15 protein-coding genes are annotated in these 16,577 nt (G+C 65.4%); 13 read left to right on the forward strand and 2 right to left on the reverse strand.

Annotated elements, in window-relative coordinates; genetic code table 11:
* Positions 1-101: 101 nt before the first annotated feature.
* Together rph and hemG are read left to right on the forward strand one after the other, a co-directional pair.
* Positions 102-821 carry a ribonuclease PH gene (rph, locus tag Q376_RS0114895; protein ID WP_027350973.1) on the forward strand — a complete coding sequence of 240 codons (720 nt, stop codon included), beginning with the start codon at positions 102-104 and terminating at the stop codon, positions 819-821.
* 65 nt (positions 822-886) lie between these two features.
* Entirely contained in the window at positions 887-1,450 is a 564-nt protein-coding gene (gene hemG, locus Q376_RS0114900; RefSeq protein ID WP_027350974.1) for a menaquinone-dependent protoporphyrinogen IX dehydrogenase, read from the forward strand.
* Between the two features lie 102 nt (positions 1,451-1,552).
* On the opposite strand, the gene Q376_RS0114905 is transcribed toward hemG, so the two are convergent.
* Entirely contained in the window at positions 1,553-2,314 is a 762-nt protein-coding gene (locus tag Q376_RS0114905) for an exodeoxyribonuclease III (protein WP_027350975.1), read from the reverse strand.
* A 101-nt stretch (positions 2,315-2,415) separates the two neighbouring features.
* On the opposite strand from Q376_RS0114905, the gene pyrE reads away from it, so the two are divergent.
* The 4 genes from pyrE (at position 2,416) to rep (ending at position 6,963) form a co-directional block, all read left to right on the forward strand.
* Entirely contained in the window at positions 2,416-3,084 is a 669-nt protein-coding gene (gene pyrE, locus Q376_RS0114910; protein WP_027350976.1) for an orotate phosphoribosyltransferase, read from the forward strand.
* Positions 3,085-3,226: 142 nt separating this feature from the next.
* The gene (locus tag Q376_RS0114915) at positions 3,227-3,781 is read left to right on the forward strand and encodes a YfaZ family outer membrane protein (protein ID WP_043448104.1); all 555 of its coding nucleotides are present in this window, start codon (positions 3,227-3,229) and stop codon (positions 3,779-3,781) included.
* 633 nt (positions 3,782-4,414) lie between these two features.
* Positions 4,415-4,906, forward strand: coding sequence for a tRNA (uridine(34)/cytosine(34)/5-carboxymethylaminomethyluridine(34)-2'-O)-methyltransferase TrmL (gene trmL / locus Q376_RS0114920; RefSeq protein ID WP_027350978.1), 492 nt, complete (start codon positions 4,415-4,417; stop codon positions 4,904-4,906).
* A complete protein-coding gene (gene rep / locus Q376_RS0114925) occupies positions 4,903-6,963 on the forward strand; it encodes a DNA helicase Rep (RefSeq protein WP_027350979.1) in 2,061 nt (686 codons plus the stop codon). Before trmL ends, rep begins: the two co-directional genes overlap by 4 nt.
* A 4-nt stretch (positions 6,964-6,967) precedes the next feature.
* Here the strand turns inward: rep and Q376_RS0114930 are convergent, their stop codons facing one another.
* Positions 6,968-7,774, reverse strand: a complete 807-nt coding sequence (locus tag Q376_RS0114930; RefSeq protein WP_027350980.1) for a GntR family transcriptional regulator — start codon at positions 7,772-7,774, stop codon at positions 6,968-6,970.
* A gap of 96 nt (positions 7,775-7,870) precedes the next feature.
* Here Q376_RS0114930 and Q376_RS0114935 point away from each other — a divergent pair, with 96 nt between their 5' ends.
* From Q376_RS0114935 to Q376_RS0114965, 7 genes are read left to right on the forward strand one after another with little or no spacing between them, the layout of a single operon-like run.
* A complete protein-coding gene (locus Q376_RS0114935) occupies positions 7,871-9,160 on the forward strand; it encodes a M20 family metallopeptidase (protein ID WP_027350981.1) in 1,290 nt (429 codons plus the stop codon).
* A 43-nt stretch (positions 9,161-9,203) separates the two neighbouring features.
* On the forward strand, positions 9,204-10,775 hold the full coding sequence (locus tag Q376_RS0114940) for an ABC transporter substrate-binding protein (protein WP_027350982.1): 1,572 nt from the start codon (positions 9,204-9,206) through the stop codon (positions 10,773-10,775).
* A gap of 33 nt (positions 10,776-10,808) precedes the next feature.
* Positions 10,809-11,756, forward strand: a complete 948-nt coding sequence (locus Q376_RS0114945; RefSeq protein WP_027350983.1) for an ABC transporter permease — start codon at positions 10,809-10,811, stop codon at positions 11,754-11,756.
* Entirely contained in the window at positions 11,749-12,582 is an 834-nt protein-coding gene (locus Q376_RS0114950) for an ABC transporter permease (protein WP_027350984.1), read from the forward strand. The genes Q376_RS0114945 and Q376_RS0114950 overlap by 8 nt, the downstream gene beginning before the upstream one ends.
* The gene (locus Q376_RS0114955) at positions 12,579-14,231 is read left to right on the forward strand and encodes a dipeptide ABC transporter ATP-binding protein (RefSeq protein ID WP_027350985.1); all 1,653 of its coding nucleotides are present in this window, start codon (positions 12,579-12,581) and stop codon (positions 14,229-14,231) included. Before Q376_RS0114950 ends, Q376_RS0114955 begins: the two co-directional genes overlap by 4 nt.
* Positions 14,228-15,445, forward strand: a complete 1,218-nt coding sequence (locus Q376_RS0114960) for a M20 family metallopeptidase (RefSeq protein WP_027350986.1) — start codon at positions 14,228-14,230, stop codon at positions 15,443-15,445. The genes Q376_RS0114955 and Q376_RS0114960 overlap by 4 nt, the downstream gene beginning before the upstream one ends.
* A complete protein-coding gene (locus tag Q376_RS0114965) occupies positions 15,442-16,569 on the forward strand; it encodes a M24 family metallopeptidase (RefSeq protein WP_027350987.1) in 1,128 nt (375 codons plus the stop codon). The genes Q376_RS0114960 and Q376_RS0114965 overlap by 4 nt, the downstream gene beginning before the upstream one ends.
* The last annotated feature ends 8 nt before the right edge of the window (positions 16,570-16,577 follow it).

A 16,577-nucleotide genomic window follows, 5' to 3' on the forward strand; every position in this document is an offset into this window, starting at 1 on the left:
ACTGCCGAGTCTATACGATCGGCGTGCGAGGCGGTGGCGGGTTAGAATGGTCGGCCAACGGTCGCTGATGCGACCGCTCCGTCACCCAATGAAGAGTCGATATGCGCCCGAGTGGAAGACAAGCCGACGCCCCCCGCGAGATCCGCCTGACCCGTGAATACACCAAGCATGCCGAAGGCTCGGTGCTGATCGAGTTCGGTGACACCAAGGTGCTCTGCAATGCGAGCATCGAGGAGGGCGTGCCGCGCTGGCTACGCGGCAAGGGCCAGGGCTGGATCACTGCCGAGTACGGCATGCTGCCGCGTGCCACCCATACCCGCGGCGCGCGCGAAGCCGCACGAGGCAAGCAGGGCGGGCGTACGCTCGAGATCCAGCGGCTGATCGGCCGCTCGCTGCGTGCCGCGGTCGATCTGAAGAAGCTCGGTGAATACACCATCACCGTCGACTGCGACGTGATCCAGGCCGACGGCGGCACCCGCACCGCGGCGATCACCGGCGGCTGTGTGGCGCTGATCGACGCCATTCATTACCTCCAGCGCAAGAAGAAGATCAAGACCGATCCCTTCCGCCAGCTGGTCGCCTCGATCTCGGTGGGCGTCTACCGGGGTACGCCGGTGGTCGATCTCGACTACATCGAAGACTCCGGTGCCGACACCGATCTCAACGTAGTGATGACCGGCGAGGGCGGCCTGATCGAGGTACAGGGCACCGCCGAGAAGGCCGCCTTCTCGCGCGCCGAGCTCGATGCGATGCTCGATCTCGCCGAGCGTGCCGGACAGCAGCTGTTCGCTCACCAGCGCGAGGCGCTGGGGCTGATCTGAGCGCTGCCCAACCCATGATCGGCGCTTTGAAGTTCGCGGCGCCGTTTCAAGATGGAATCGTCCGTATGAACCCAACCGATGCGACCCGCACGCTGGCGCTTTACAGCTCGCGCGATGGCCAGACCCGGCTGATCGTCTCGACCATCCGCGACCGGCTGGTCGAGGCGGGGCTCGAATGCGAGCTGCGCGACCTGCACGCCGAGGAGGTACCGGCGCCCGATGATTATCGTGCGGTGCTGATCGGCGCTTCGATCCGCTACGGTAGATTCGACCCGCGCCTGGCGCGCTACGCCGAACGCCACCGCGAGGCGCTTAACGCGCGCCCCAGCGCCTTCGTCGCGGTCAACCTGACTGCGCGAAAGGCACAGAAACGCACGCCCGAGACCAACGCCTATACCCGCAAGTTCCTCGCCGCGAGTCCTTGGCGGCCCGAGCTCTGCGAGGTGGTGGCGGGTGCCCTGCGCTATCCGCGCTATCGGCTGGTCGACCGGCTGATGATCCAGCTGATCATGCGGATGACCGGTGGGGAGACCGACGCCAGCAAGGAGGTCGAGTACACCGACTGGGCCCAGGTCGAGGCCTTCGCCGCGCGCTTCTCCAGCTGCATTCATGAGCGGCTCGAGCGCTGAAACGCGAATGCCCCGCCTCCAGTGGGAGGCGGGGCATCGGGGACCGGGTATCGCCTAGCGGAAAAGTCGGCAACGCACCCCGCGGGTGGGCGTCGCTACGTACTAGGGTTCGAGGTCGTATTCGACGAACAGCGGCGCGTATTCGGAGAACGTGGCCTCGGTGTCGATCCAGGCGTCCTTCACCGAGCGCTGCAGGTTCGGGCCGACGATCTGGTAGTCGAGCCGCCAACCGTCCTGGCGATTGCGCGGCACTTCCTGGTCGAGCTTCGGCCAGTAGGTGTACTGATCCGAATCGCGGTCGATCTCGCGGAAGGTATCGATGAAGCCCATCGGACCGAACACCTGGTCCATGAACGCACGCTCCTCGGCGCGAAAGCCCGGCGTGGTCTGGTGCTCGGCCCAGTGGCGCACGTCGATGGTCTTGTGCGCGATGTGCCAGGTGCCGCAGATGATGTACTCGCGGCGCTTGCGGCGCAGTTTGTTGAGGTAGTCGCTATACTGAGCGATGAACTTGAGCTTGGCTTCCGGTTCCTCGGGCATCAGGAACGAGGCGACGCTGAACTTGTCGTAGTCCGCCTGCAGGAAGCGGCCTTCGTGGTCGCACTGCTCGAAGCCGAGACCATACATGATCGCCTTGGGAATTTGCCGGCAATAGAGCCCGACGCCTGAGAAACCGTCCTGCTCGGCATCGAGGAAATAGCCCTCGTACCCTTCGGGATAGAGAATCTCTTCGCTGAGTTCGAAGCTCTTGACCTGGAGGTTCTGCACGCAGACGACATCGGCGTCCTGCTCGCTCAGCCAGTCGAGAAAGCCTCGATCCACGGCGCTCTTAATACCGTTGACGTTGATGCTGGCAATCTTCATACGTGGTCCCTTAATTTCCGCGCGTGTATGATACCCGAGGTTTGTACTTTTTGGTCAAAAAGCGCCGAGAGAATGATTCGGTCGCCTAGCGGGGCACGTAGATGCACGATTACCAGCGCGAATTCATCGAGTTCGCCATCGCCGAAAACGTCCTGTCCTTTGGCGAGTTCACGCTGAAATCGGGACGAGTGAGCCCGTACTTCTTCAATGCCGGCCGCTTTCGCGGTGGGCGAGCCCTGGCGACGCTGGGTCGCTGCTACGCTGAGGCAATCGAGCGTTCGGGGCTGCGCTTCGACGTCCTTTTCGGACCCGCCTACAAAGGCATACCCCTAGCCGCCACCACCTGTGTGGCGCTTGCCGATCGCTTCGACCGTGACGTGGCCTACGCGTTCAACCGCAAGGAAGCGAAGGACCACGGTGAGGGCGGCAACATCGTTGGTGCCGAACTCGAAGGGCGTGTGTTGATCATAGACGACGTGATCACCGCTGGAACCGCGATTCGCGAATCCATGTCGCTGATCGAGACCCAGGGCGCGACGCCCGCTGGGGTGGTCGTTGCCCTGGACCGCCAGGAACGCGGCAGCGACGACGAACATGGACGCAGTGCGATCCAGGAGGTCGAAGCCGAATTCGGCATTCCGGTGATTCCGATCGTCACGCTCGACGGCATCCTCGAATATCTCGAGACCAAAACCTCGGAAAACGGTCTCGATCGATACGCTGGGGCCATCCGCGCCTACCGCGAGCGCTATGGCGTCCAGGTAGACTGAAAGTCCCGTCGCTGCGTGCCCGCATGCAGGCCGCGGCTTTAATGTTTTTTTAAGAAACACTGTTTGATAAACGCGCTCATTATGCCACCATTCGTGACGACAGACATCCGCTCGTCGCGCAATTGCCATGTGGAGTACGTTCATGATCAAGCAACTCGGCATCGTCTTCGCCTCCGGCGGGCTTCTGCTCGCCAGCCACCAAGCGCTCGCCTTCAGTGTCTCCGCCAACGGCGGCAAGGATTCCTTCGGCCTCGAGGCCAGCCAGTCCATCGCACCCGGCCTGCGTGCCGGGGTCGGCTATTTCAGCACCGATGACAGCGGCAACAATGCCAAGGCGTACTCCGGTTCACTGATGTTCTCGCCCTACCTGCCCGGCGTCGACCTCGCAGTCGGCGGGCGCTATCAGTACCAGGACACCCACTACGGCAACGGCGGCGGCCTCGGTATCGGCGGCTCGGCCTTCGTCGATACACCGATCCCGCTCACCTCGGTCGGTGGCTATGGCTTCTATACGCCCTCGGGGCTCAGCCACGGCGACGTCGACAAGAGCTACGAATACGGCGCCCAGGCGCGGGTCAACTTGCTCTCGCAGACCTACGTCTACGGCGGTTACCGCTACTTCCGCACGGACTTCGACGGCCGCGGCAACCAGACCCTCGACAGCGGACCGGTCCTCGGCGTCAGCGTCGGTTTCTGACCGAGATTACCTTGCGACATCGATCGGCGCTCGAGGCGCCGATCTTTTTTTCGACCCCATGCCGGCGCCATACCTCCCCACCGCTCGTCCCGAGCGGCACCCATATGCGCCAACTCCCAGACCGTTCGTCCCGAGCGGTGGCCATACGCGCCAAGTTCGAGCATCCGCTCGGCAATCAGGGGCGCCAGTCGAGGGATCATGCGGCGGCGGTAAGGCCGTGGTTCGACTCGGCTCGTCCCTCGCCGGCGATCCGAGCATCCTGAGCGAGCGAAGCGAGCCGAAGGACACGATCGGTCGATAAGCCCGTTCGTCCCGAGCGGTGCCCATACGCGCCAAGTTCGAGCATCCGCTCGGCAATGAAGGGCGCCAGTCGAGGGATCGGGCGGCGGGCGGTAAGGCGTGGTTCGACTCGGCTCGTCCCTCGCCGGCGATCCGAGCATCCGAATAAGCGAAGCGCGCCAAGGGCTCGAATGGGGATGGGCGAATGGTTCGTTGCCTCCCCGATCGCCGCCGCGGGCATCGACGAGCGCCCCATCGAGCCATGCGGTATCATCCTTTCTCGCCCGCGCTGCGGGTCGCATGCATGCTTCGCTCCCATTTCCAGGTTGAACAGCTTCCAGGCCGACGCCACCCATGCTCGACATCGTCCTCTTCGAGCCGGAGATCGCGCCCAATACCGGCAACATCATTCGTCTCTGCGCCAACACTGGCTTCAGGTTGCATCTGATCGAACCGCTCGGTTTCGAGCTCGATGACAAGCGCTTGCGCCGGGCCGGGCTCGACTACCACGAGTGGGCGCAGGCCAGGGTGCATGCCGACTATCCGGCCTTTCTCGCCGAGATCGCGCCCAAGCGGATATTCGCGATCACCACCAAGGGCCGGCTGGCCCACGACGCGCCGCGCTACGCGCTGGGAGATGCGCTGCTGTTCGGCCCTGAGAGCCGTGGCTTGCCGAGGGCGCTGATCGAGTCGCTGCCCGAAGCCCAGCGGCTGCGTATCCCGATGCGCGAGAACAGCCGCAGCCTGAATCTTTCCAACGCTTGCGCGGTGATGGTGTACGAATCCTGGCGCCAGCTCGGTTTCACCGGCGCCGTGCCGACCAGCCCAGCAGGAGCGGATCGATGAGCGATGACATCAAGTCGCAGGTCAGAAGGCTCAATCCGCGCCAGCAGGAGGCAGTGCGCTACATCGACGGCCCCTGCCTGGTGCTTGCTGGCGCCGGCTCCGGCAAGACCAGCGTGATCACCACCAAGATCGCCTACTTGATCCGCGAATGCGGAATGAGCGCGCGCAAGATCGCCGCGGTGACCTTCACCAACAAGGCCGCGCGCGAGATGAAGGAGCGGGTGAGCAAGATGCTCCCCGGGCGCACCGGTTACGGGCTGACGGTGTCGACCTTCCACACCCTCGGGCTCAACATCATCCGCGCCGAGCTCAAGAGCCTAGGCTATCGCTCGGGCTTCTCGCTGTTCGATCCCGAGGATGCCAAGGCGCTGCTGCGCGACCTGATGCAAAAGGATGCCCAGGTCGATGCCGACCAGATCAACCGCATCCAGCACACCATCTCGGCATGGAAGAACGACCTGGTCACGCCAGGGGATGCGCTCTCCCACGCGGCCAGCGAAGACGAAGCCTTCGCCGCTCGGGTATTCGAGGCCTACGTGCGCCACCTCAAGGCCTACAACGCGGTCGACTTCGACGACCTGATCTACCTGCCGGCCAAACTGTTCGAGCGTGACGAAGACGCGCTCGCACGCTGGCGCCGGCGGATCCACTACATGCTGGTCGACGAATACCAGGACACCAACTCGAGCCAGTACAAGCTGGTGCGGCTTTTGATGGCCGAGCGCGAGACCTTCACCGTGGTCGGCGACGACGATCAGTCGATCTACGCCTGGCGAGGGGCGCGGCCGGAGAACCTGGTCCAGCTCGGCGAAGACTTCCCGCGGCTCAAGGTGATCAAGCTGGAGCAGAACTATCGCTCCACCGCGTTGATCCTCCAGGCGGCCAACACCCTGATCGCGAACAATCCCCATGTGTACGAGAAGACCCTCTGGTCACAGATGGGCCAGGGCGACGCGATCCGCATCGTGATGTGCAGGAACGAAGAGGCCGAGACCGAGCGGGTGGCGAGCGAGATCCTCACCCGGCGGATCAAGCTCGGCGCCAAGTGGCGCGACTTCGCGGTGCTCTATCGCGGCAACTTCCAGGCCCGGTTGCTCGAGCTCAAGCTCCAGCACTACCAGATTCCCTACAAGCTCTCGGGTGGTACTTCGTTCTTCTCGCGCAACGAGATCAAGGACGCGATGGCCTATCTCAGGCTCTTGATCAATCCGGCCGACGATAACGCCTTCCTGCGCATCGTCAACGTCCCGCGCCGTGAGATCGGCCCGACCACGATCGAGAAGCTCGCCAACTACGCCGCCTCCCGCGAGACCAGCCTGTTCGCCGCCTGCGCGGAGCTGGGGCTGGGTGAGGTGCTGAATGAAAAAGCGATCCAGCGGCTCGGCTGGTTCAACCAGTTCCTCGAAGGGGTACGCCGGCGGATGGACCAGGGCAGCGCGATCAGCGCGATCCGCCAGATGTTCGAGGAGATGGACTACGAAGCCTGGCTGCACCAGAACGCCAGCGCCCCGCTCGTCGCCGAGAAGCGGATGCAGAACGTCTGGACGCTGATCGACCAGCTCGAACGCTCGATGCGCCCCGGCGACAACGTCGCCCCCACCGATGCCGAGGAAGGGGAGACCGACGACGTCGAAGCGGCGATCTCGCGCCTGGTACTGCGCGACATCATGGACCAGCAGGCCGAGGAGGACGACACCGACCGCGTCCAGCTTTTGACCCTGCATGCCTCCAAGGGCCTCGAATATCCCCATGTCTACATCATGGGGCTCGAGGAAGACCTGCTGCCGCACCGCAACGCGATCGAATCCGGCACCGTCGAAGAAGAGCGCCGGCTCGCCTACGTAGGCATCACCCGCGCCCGGCGCACCCTGACCATGACGCTGGCCAAGCAGCGCAAGGCGTTCGGCGAGATGATGCAGTGCACCCCCAGCCGCTTCCTCGACGAACTCCCCGACGAAATCCTCGAATGGGAAGGCCGCGCCGACAAGGAAGACCCCGAGAAGAAACACGAGCGCGGCGCCAGCGCCATCGCCGGACTCAGATCGCTTTTGGGTTGAGTGCTCAGCGCACTTCGTTGACGTAGATGAAGTGCTGGGTGCTGACCCTATGGTGGGCGAGGATCACCGGCATCGCGTTCTGGTCGAAGGAGACTTCGTCGATCACCAGCACCGCCTGGGGTGGCTTCAGCGCGAGTAGTGAGATGTCCTCCGCGTTCGCGAGTTCGGCGGTCAGCTGTTCGCGCACGGCGGCGACGCGGATGCCGTAGCGCTCGAGCAGGAACAGGTAGAACAGCTGTGGTATTCCCTCCGGCCCCGGGAAGTCGGGCAGGTGGCGCGCCGGCAGGATCAGGCGCTCTTGCATCGCCGGGATGTCGCCGACATGGCGCAGGCGATGCAGGTGGATCACCTCCTCCCCCGGTGCGAGCTTCAGGCGCTGCGCTTCGTTCTCGCTCGCCGGTGCCCGGCGCTGTTCGAGCAGCTGGGTACGCGAGCGCAGCAGCGCGCCCTGTTTGTCGTGCAAGCGAAAATACTGAAAGAAATAGCGCAGGTTGTGCAAAGGCGCCCAGCCGGTGACCACGGTACCGGTCTTGCGTCTGCGCATCAGCATGCCTTCCGAGGTCAGCTCGGCGAGCGCCTTGCGCATCGTACCCACCGAGACACCGAATTCTCCGGCCAACGCGTTCTCGCTCGGCAGCGTGGTGCCTGGTGCCCATGCGCCGCTCAGGATCGCCTCCAGGATGCGCCGCTTGACCACCTCGTAGAGAGGCGCGCCCTCGTTCTCCTGCAAGCGTTCGAAACTCGGCGGGGAAGCCGTGGTTTCCTGCCGGGTCGAGGCTTCGGCGTCGTGCGCGCTCTGGCGCTTTGTCATGCCTTATTTCCTTCTGCCTTCTTGACGTCGAGGGACGCTTGGTATTTTCTATATCCTATATAGAAATAAAAAAACAAGCACGAGACCATCGTCCTCATGAGTGTTTCACACGGCCTGGCCCAGGCAACCCAATTCATCGCGCGAGACGAAGCAGCGATCATCGATCAGCTCGCACGCATGCTGGCGGTCGATACCTGTTTCCCTCCCGGCGCGGGCTATGCCGATTTCGCCACGCTGATCGAGGACATGATCGAGCCGCTAGGGATGCAGGGCCGCCGAGTGAGCGTGCCCGAACCGCTGTGGCGAGGCCAGGCGCTGGACGATGCCTACGGTGAGCGGGTCAACCTGATCGCCCGGGCTGGCGAATACGTTGGCAAGCCGGTCTGCAGCCTTTATTTCCATGTCGATACCGTGCCTCCGGGAGATGGCTGGAGCCATCCGCCGCTCGCACTGACCCGTGCCGATGAGCGTCTCTATGGGCGTGGAGCGGCCGACATGAAGGGTACCATCGTTGCAGTGCTCGCTGCCTTGCGCGCGGCCAAGGCCTGCGGGCTGGCGCTGCGCTTCGATCCGGTGCTACTGCTGTGTACCGATGAAGAAGGAGGCCGCTATCCCGGCATTCGGTATTTGGCCGACCAGGGGCTGATCGAGGGGCATCTGCTGAGCTTCAACGGTGGTGCCGCGCCGCGTATCTGGGCCGGCTGCTTCGGCAGCCTCGACATGAAGGTCCGCGTCACTGGCCGGGCGGCCCATTCGGGGGATCCGGTCGGTGGCATCAATGCGATCGAAGAGAGCCTACCGCTGCTCGAGGCGCTGTCCGCGCTCAAGCGCAGGGTGGAGCTGCGTACTTCGCACATGCCCGCACCTCCCCATTACCAGGGGCGGCCGCTGCACGCCAGATTGACTCTGGCTGCGGCCCACGGTGGTGGCAAGGGCTCGACCCTGCCGGCCCAGTTCGAGCTTCTGATCAATCGGCGCTACACCCCGGAAGAGCGCTTCGAAGAGGTGCTCGACGAGCTGCATGGCGTCATCGACGAGGCGATGGCCGGCAGCCGCGCCCTGGCGGTGGAGCGGGAGCTGATCGGCCACCTCGCACCGGTCAGCGACCCCACCGGGCCGCACTGGTCTCGCTGGCAGGCCGCGCTCTGCCAGGGGTTCGGCTTCGCGCCAGATGATTTTCAGCGATGGGGCTCGTCGACCAGCTCGGATCTTGGCTGGGTCCAGCGGGCCGGCATCCAGGAGATGCTGCTCGGTGGCTTGGCCCGGGTCGACAATCGCATCCATGCCTTCGATGAGTACACCACGCTGGCGGACATCGTCGCGTTGGCACAGTCGGTCCTTCTCTATCTGTCCGCAGAGTTCTCCTCATCTGAGGCTGCGCGATGAGGCCACAAGTACAACGATTCTTCCTCGTCACCCGGAGATGCATATGAGCAAGCCTACGATACGTGATCGTCGCCACTTCCTCGCCGGTGCCACGGCGCTGTCCGCCGCGGCGATGCTGCCCTGGTCCGGCTCGCTGTGGGCGGCGGCCGAAGCGACCCGCGGTGGCCGGCTCAGGATCAGCGTCGATCAGGCGGTGAATGTGCTCAACCCGCTGATAGCACGAGTGAATCCCGAGTATCTGGTGGCTGAACTGCTCTACAGCGGGTTGACCCGGCTCTCCGCCGGGATGGACGCGGAGCCGGACCTGGCTGAATCCTGGCAGGCCAACGCTGCGCTCACCGAGTGGACCTTCCGGCTTCGCGAAGGGGTGGTGTTCCACGATGGCAGCGCCTGCACCGCCGAGGACGCTGCGGCGAGCCTGCGTGCGATCCTCGATCCGGCCAATGCGGCACCCGGCAGGCGCAACATCGGCCCGATCATCGCGATCGAGGTGCCGGATCCTCATACCCTGGTACTGCGTACCGACCAACCGTTCGCCGATCTGCCGGTAACCCTGACCCATCCCACCGCCAAGGTGGTGCCGCGGACGATAGCCGAACAGGGGCTGGAGCGGCTCGCTCGCGAAGCGATCGGTTGCGGCCCCTTCGTACTCGAGCGCTTCGAGCCGGAGCGCCAGGTGGTGGTCAGCCGCAACCCGCGCTACTACGACGCCGAACGGCCTTATCTCGAGGGTGTCGAGGTGCGCGTCTATCCGGACCCCACCGCGGAGGGCTCGGCATTGATCGCTGGCGACATCGACATGATGCTCTCCACCCAAGCCACCGAGTACGAGCGGCTGGCCCACGCCGCTGGGGTGAAGGCCCTGCGCGTCCCTTCCGGACAGTTCCTCAACATCAACATGGCCTGCGACCGCGCGCCCTTCGACGACCCGCGGGTGCGCCAGGCGCTGGCGCTGTGTATCGATCGTGCGGCGATGGTCGACTTCGTCGCCGAGGGCTATGGCGCTCCCGGGCAGGATACGCCGGTCAGCCCCGCTTACCGCTACTACGCCGAGCAGCCGCCGAAAGCGGTCGATATCGAGCGGGCGAGGGAGTTGCTCGCCGAGGCTGGGCATGGCGATGGGCTCGATCTGACCCTGGTCGCTTCCGATACTCCCTCCACCCGTACCCAGCTTGCCATCGCGGTGCGCGAAATGGCGGCTCCGGCGGGCTTTCGCATCACCGTCGAGACCATGGCGAACAGCACCTATCTCGAACAGGTGTGGCAGAAGGGCAGCTTCTACATCGGCTTCTACAACATGCAGCCGACGGTGGATGCGCTGTTCAGTTTGCTCTACGTCAGCGACGCGGCGTGGAACGAGACCCGCTGGAACGATGCCGAGTTCGATCGACTCGTCGCCCAGGCGCGCAGCAGCGCCGACGACGCCGAACGCACCAAGCTCTACGCCCAGGCGCAGCAAGCGATGCATGATCAGGTGCCTTCAGTGATCCCGGTGTTCTTCGACCTGCTTTCGGCGCAGCGCAGCTATGTACTCGGCTACGCGCTCAATCCTCGCGGCGCGGTGTTTCAACTCGATCGGGTCTGGTTCGGTGCAGGCGCACCGCAGCGTGGCTGAGTCGCTCGACGACCGGTCCAGGGGAGAACGGCGATGACGCCTGCCTATCTGCTCAAACGATTGCTGATGGTGGCCTACACCCTGCTGGTCGTGTCGCTGCTGGTATTCGGCATAACCCAACTGCTGCCCGCCGATGCCGCCGTGACCATCCTTGGCCAGAGCGCGACGCCGGAAGCGCTGGAGGCGCTGCGCACGCGGCTAGGGCTCGATCAGCCGGCTTGGTGGCAGTACGCGCAGTGGCTGGGTGGCGTGGTGCAGGGGGATTTCGGCACCTCGATGCGCAATGGCCTGCCGGTAGGAGGGACCCTTGCCGAGGCGCTCGGCCGCTCGCTGGTGCTGGCCGCTTGCTCGCTCGCGCTGATGCTGATGGTCGCCATACCGCTCGGCGTCGTTGCCGCGGTGAGGCGGGGGCGGCCCAGCGACCTGGTGGTCAGCGCGCTCTCCTACGTCGGCGTGTCGCTGCCGGAGTTCGTCACCGCGACTTTGCTGTTGCTGCTGTTCGCAGACGTCTGGAACCTGCTGCCAGCGACCGGCTACGTGTCGCTCAGCGAGGACTTCGTCGGCGGTGTGCGCCATCTGATCCTGCCGACGCTGACCGTATCGCTGATCATGGTGGCCCACGTCTCGCGCATGGTGCGCTCGGAGCTGGTCGACGTGCTCCACACCGATTACATCCGTGCCGCCCGGCTCAAGGGCCTGTCGAGGCGGCGGGTGCTGTTGCGCCATGCGTTGCGCAACGGCCTGCTGCCGACCATCACCATCGTCGCCCTGGATATCGGCTATCTGCTTGGCGGCATCGTGGTGGTCGAGGAGATCTTCGCCATCCCCGGTATCGGGCGCGAGCTGATCAGCGCGGTCAATGCCCGCGACCTGCCGGTGATCCAGGCCGGGGTGATGATCCTCGCTGCCACCTACTGCCTGGTCAATTTCCTCGCCGACCTCGCCTATGCCTATCTAGATCGCCGGATCCAATATGCCTGATTCGCTCAAGCGCCTGCTGCGCTCCCCTCAGGGAATGATCGGCGCGGTAATCCTGCTGGCCTGCCTGGTGTTGGTACTGCTCGGGCCTTGGCTCGCACCCTATGACCATCAAGCCCTGTCGATCACCGAGCGCTACCGGCCGCCGGGGGCGGAGCACTGGCTGGGCACCGACCAGCTCGGCCGCGATATCGCCAGCCGCATCCTGGTCGGTGCCCGGGCGACGATCCTGCTCTCGCTGCTGGCCACCGGACTCGCGATGCTGATCGGCGCGATGCTCGGCACCGCCTGCGCCTACCTCGGCGGTCGCTTCGACGAGGTGATGATGCGCACGATGGACGCGCTGATGTCGATTCCGAGCCTGCTCTTCGCCCTGCTGATCGTCAGTACTCTGGGTAAGAGTGGTATGAATGCGGTGCTGGCGATCACCGTCTCGTTCATTCCCGGCATGGTGCGCATCGCTCGCTCGGTAGCGCTCGCGCAGCGGCGCCAGGATTACGTCGGCGCCGCCATCGCCCGAGGCGAATCGAGCCTGTGGATCGTGAGCCGTGAACTGCTGCCCAACATCGCCGCACCGATCATCGTCGAGGCCACCATCCGGGTCGCCTTCGCGATCATGCTGTTCGCTACCCTCAGCTTCCTCGGCCTCGGTGCCCAGCCGCCGGCGCCCGAATGGGGCCTGATGGTCGCCGAGGCCCGGGGCTACTTCTTCCAGGCACCCTGGATGATGCTGATGCCGGGGCTTGCGATCGCGCTGGTAGCGATCGGCTTCAACCTGCTCGGAGACGGTCTGCGTGATGCACTCAACCCGAGGAGTGGCGAACGATGACCGGCCCGGTGCTCGAGATCGAACGCTACACGCTGGATTACCAGACCGGCCGGAGCACGCTGCGGGTGCTCGACGACATCTCCCTCGATATCAGCGCCGGCGAGGTGGTCGGGCTGGTCGGCGAATCGGGCTCCGGCAAGAGCAGCCTGGCCTGGGCGATCATGCGCCATCTGGCCGGTAATGCACGCGAGCGCGGCGGGCAGCTGCGCCTCGATGGCGAGGACCTGCGTGGGCTCTCCTCTTCGCGACTCCAGGCGCTGCGCGGCAGCCGGCTGGCGATGATCTTCCAGGATCCCAGCGCGGCGCTGAATCCGACGCTTTCGATCGGCGAACAGGTCGCCGAGGTACTGGTTCGTCATCAGGGCTTGTCGTTACGCGAGGCCTGGGCGCGAGGCGTCGCGTTGCTCGGTGGCGTCGAGCTCAAGTCGCCGGAAGCGATGATGCGCCGCTATCCCCACGAGCTCTCGGGCGGCGAGAAGCAGCGCGTGCTGATCAGTACCGCCTTCGCCTGCCGTCCGCGCTGCTTGATCTTCGATGAGCCGACCACTGCACTGGATGTGATCAGCGCAGCGCAGATACTTGCGCTGTTCACCCGGCTGCGCGAGGAGACCGGGGTGTCCGCGCTGTACATCTCTCACGACCTGGCGCTGGTTTCGCGGGTCGCCGACCGGGTCGCGATCCTCGAACGCGGCCGGTTGGTCGAATCGGCGCCGGCGGCGACGATCTTCTCCGCGCCCGCCCATGAATACACCCGTCGGCTGGTCTCGGCGGTGCCTGACCCAGCGCGTCGACTGATCGACCAGCCGCCGGCGAGCGCGACCGCGTTGCTGGAGATCCACAAGCTCGGGGTGAGCTACGGCCGCCCCGGCTTCGTCGATCGCCTGTTCGGCCGTGCGAGCGAGACCACCCAGGCGCTGCGCGAGCTGACGATGACGCTCTCTCCCGCCGAGGTGGTGGGCGTGGTCGGGGAGTCGGGATCGGGAAAATCGTCGCTGGCAAAGGCGTTGGTCGGCCTGACCCCCTTTGCCGGCGAGATTCGCTTCGAGGGCCGCGTGCTTTCCAACGCGGCCGGCATGAATCGCGCCTACCGGCGCCAGGTGCAGATGGTTTTCCAGCATCCCGACGCCTCGCTCAATCCGCGCCAGCGGATCGGCGAACAGCTAGCCCGGCCATTGCGCCTCTATGGGCTGGCGCCGGGTGAAAGCGAGAAGCACGCGGTCGCCCGCTGGCTAGAGGAAGTGCGCTTGCCGGCCGAGTTCGCTTCTCGCTATCCGCACGAGCTATCCGGCGGCCAGAAACAGCGCGTGGCGATCGCCCGTGCCTTCGCCGCGCGCCCCGCGCTGGTGATCTGCGACGAGATCACTGCGGCACTCGACGTCTCGGTCCAGGCGACGGTGATCGAACTGCTGCTCGAGCTGCGCAAGCGCCACGGCACCGCCTATCTGTTCATCACCCACGATCTCAACCTGGTCCGCCAGATCGCACACCGGATCGCGGTGATGTACCGCGGCGACCTGGTCGAGATGATCGACGCCGCTACCCTCGATGCGCGGGGCGCCTCGCATCCTTACACCCGCGCACTGCTCGAGGCGGTGCCTCGTCCGCTGCGCGGCCATCCGGCTCCATCCTCGCTCCAAGGCACGCCATGAAACACGCATCGCTCCTCGCTCGCATCGATCCTGATTTCTGCCTCGACTTCCTCGCCCGTATGGTGCGCCACAAGAGCTACAGCGCCACCGACGGCGAGCGCGCCCTGGCCGAATACATGCACCTCCAGATGAGCGAGCTCGGCCTCGACAGCCGGTTGGTGCCGGTACCCGGCGAGCGCTTCAACGCGGTGGGCGTTTGGCGCGGCCAAGGCGGTGGACAGCGGCTGCTGTTCAACGGTCATCTCGATACCAACCCGGTCACCGAAGGGTGGACCGTCGACCCTTGGGGCGGCGAGATCGATCGTGAGTTCATCTACGGCATCGGCGTGTCGAACATGAAGGCGGGCGACGCCGCCTACTTCTGCGCGGTGAAGACCCTGATCGACGCAGGCGTCCGGCTCAAGGGCGACGTCATCCTCACCTACGTGGTCGGCGAGCTGCAGGGCGGTATCGGCACCATCGCCGCGATCGAGCAAGGCGTGACGGCGGACTGCTTCATCAACTCCGAGCCGACCGATCTCCAAGCTCTGACCATGCATGCGGGATCGTTGATGTTCAGTATCGAGCTGACCGGCGATACCCGCCATCTCTCCAAGCGCGAAGCCGCGGTGGACGCGCTGGGCGCTGCGGCCGCCCTGGTGCCGAGGATCAATGCCATGCGCTTCTCCGGCGCGCGCAGCGAAGAGCATCTCAAGCTCAACCGTGGGCATGCCGGCAACCTGCACGCCGCACTGGGGCGTGAGTTCCATGAGTGGCGATCGCCGCAGGTCGCCGATTTCGCACGGATTCGCGGCTCGGCGCGCTTCGCGCCCGGGCAAGAGGTCGAAGGGGTGCTCGCCGATCTGCGCCGGCTGCTCGACGAGCTCGAGGCCGAGTATCCCGGGCTTCATACCGAGCTGATCAATGAAAGCGAGCGATTGCCGCTGATGCGGCCCTTCGAGGTCGACCGCGATGCCGCGATCGTGCAGGCGGTGAATCAGGCCTATCGCCAAGTGCGTGGCAGCGAGCAGCCTACCGGAGTGTTCGCGCCGGCCTGCTTCTTCGGCACCGATGCTGCCCATCTCTCCCACCTGCTCGGCATTCCAGGAGTGGTCTGCGGCCCTGGCGGTGAGTTCAACACCATGCCCGACGAGCGGGTACGCATCAGCGATTTTCTCGATATGGTGAGGATCTACCTGCTGGCGATCCTCGATATCTGCGAGCCGCTCGAATGAGTCCCGAGGAGAGCTCGCGCCGGGTCGCACTCGCGCGCGAGCGGATGCGTCTGGCCGGCGCAGAGCTACTGCTGGTCGACCACGGCGAACTGCTCGCCTGGCTGGGTGGGTTCACCTGCTCCGAGACGCGCTATCGCGCACTGCTGCTGCCGCTCGAGGGCGCGCCCTGGTGGGTGATCCGTGCGCTCGACACCGAACCCTGCAAGCGACAGAGTCCGATCAGCGAGATACACGCCTATTCCGACGAGCGGGATCCATGGCAAGCGGTGGCGGACAGCCTGGCGATGCGCGGTTTGGAGCGAGCGCGCATCGCGGTCGACCCGGCCTCCTATGGCTTTACCGTCGCGACCCAGCGTCGGCTGTCGGCGGCCCTGCCCGAGGCTCACTGGGTCGAGCTGGAGGGGCTGAGCGATGAACTGCGCCAGTGCAAATCGACCGAGGAGCTCGCGCTGCTGCGCCGCGCCGCGGCGATCGCCGACGATACCATGGCGCACCTCGCCGCGACCCTGCGCGAGGGCGAGCGAGTGCGCGACGTCGCGGCCCGGGCCGCGTATCGCTTTCTCGCCCTCGGCGCCGATAGCGGAGACACCGGGCCGATCTCCCTGGCCCGGGGCGACCAGGGCTTCCTTCACGCGCGAGGCCTCGATCAAGTGCTGGGCCGTGGCGACACGCTCCACGTCGAACTGATTCCCAAGGTGGGACGCTACAGCGCGCGGCTGATGAGGCCGATCGTGCTTGGTTCGCCCAGCGCCGCCCAGCGTCAGCTCGCCGAGCGCCTGGTGCGGCTGCAGGATCGACAGTTCGCTGCCATGGCGCCGGGGATCGAGGCGCGCGAGGTCGATGCGGTATTGCGCGATGCCATGCTCGCCGAGGGGTTGCGTGTTCGTTATGACAACGTGAGTGGCTACAGTCTCGGGCTCTATGCGCTGACCCCCAGGCTCAGCGACTTTTCCCGTTGCTTTCATCCCGCGGCGGACTGGCGATTGGAGGCCGGCATGGTGTTCCACATGTACGTCTCGGCGCAGGGGATGGCGTTCAGCGAGACGATCGCGGTCACCGCGACCGGCGTCGAGCGCCTCACACTGCTGCCGAGGCGCCTGCTGAGCATGGACGAGCAGGGCTAGGCCTATGC

It is taken from the genome of Halotalea alkalilenta DSM 17697 (genome assembly GCF_000621205.1).
Classification (GTDB): domain Bacteria; phylum Pseudomonadota; class Gammaproteobacteria; order Pseudomonadales; family Halomonadaceae; genus Halotalea; species Halotalea alkalilenta.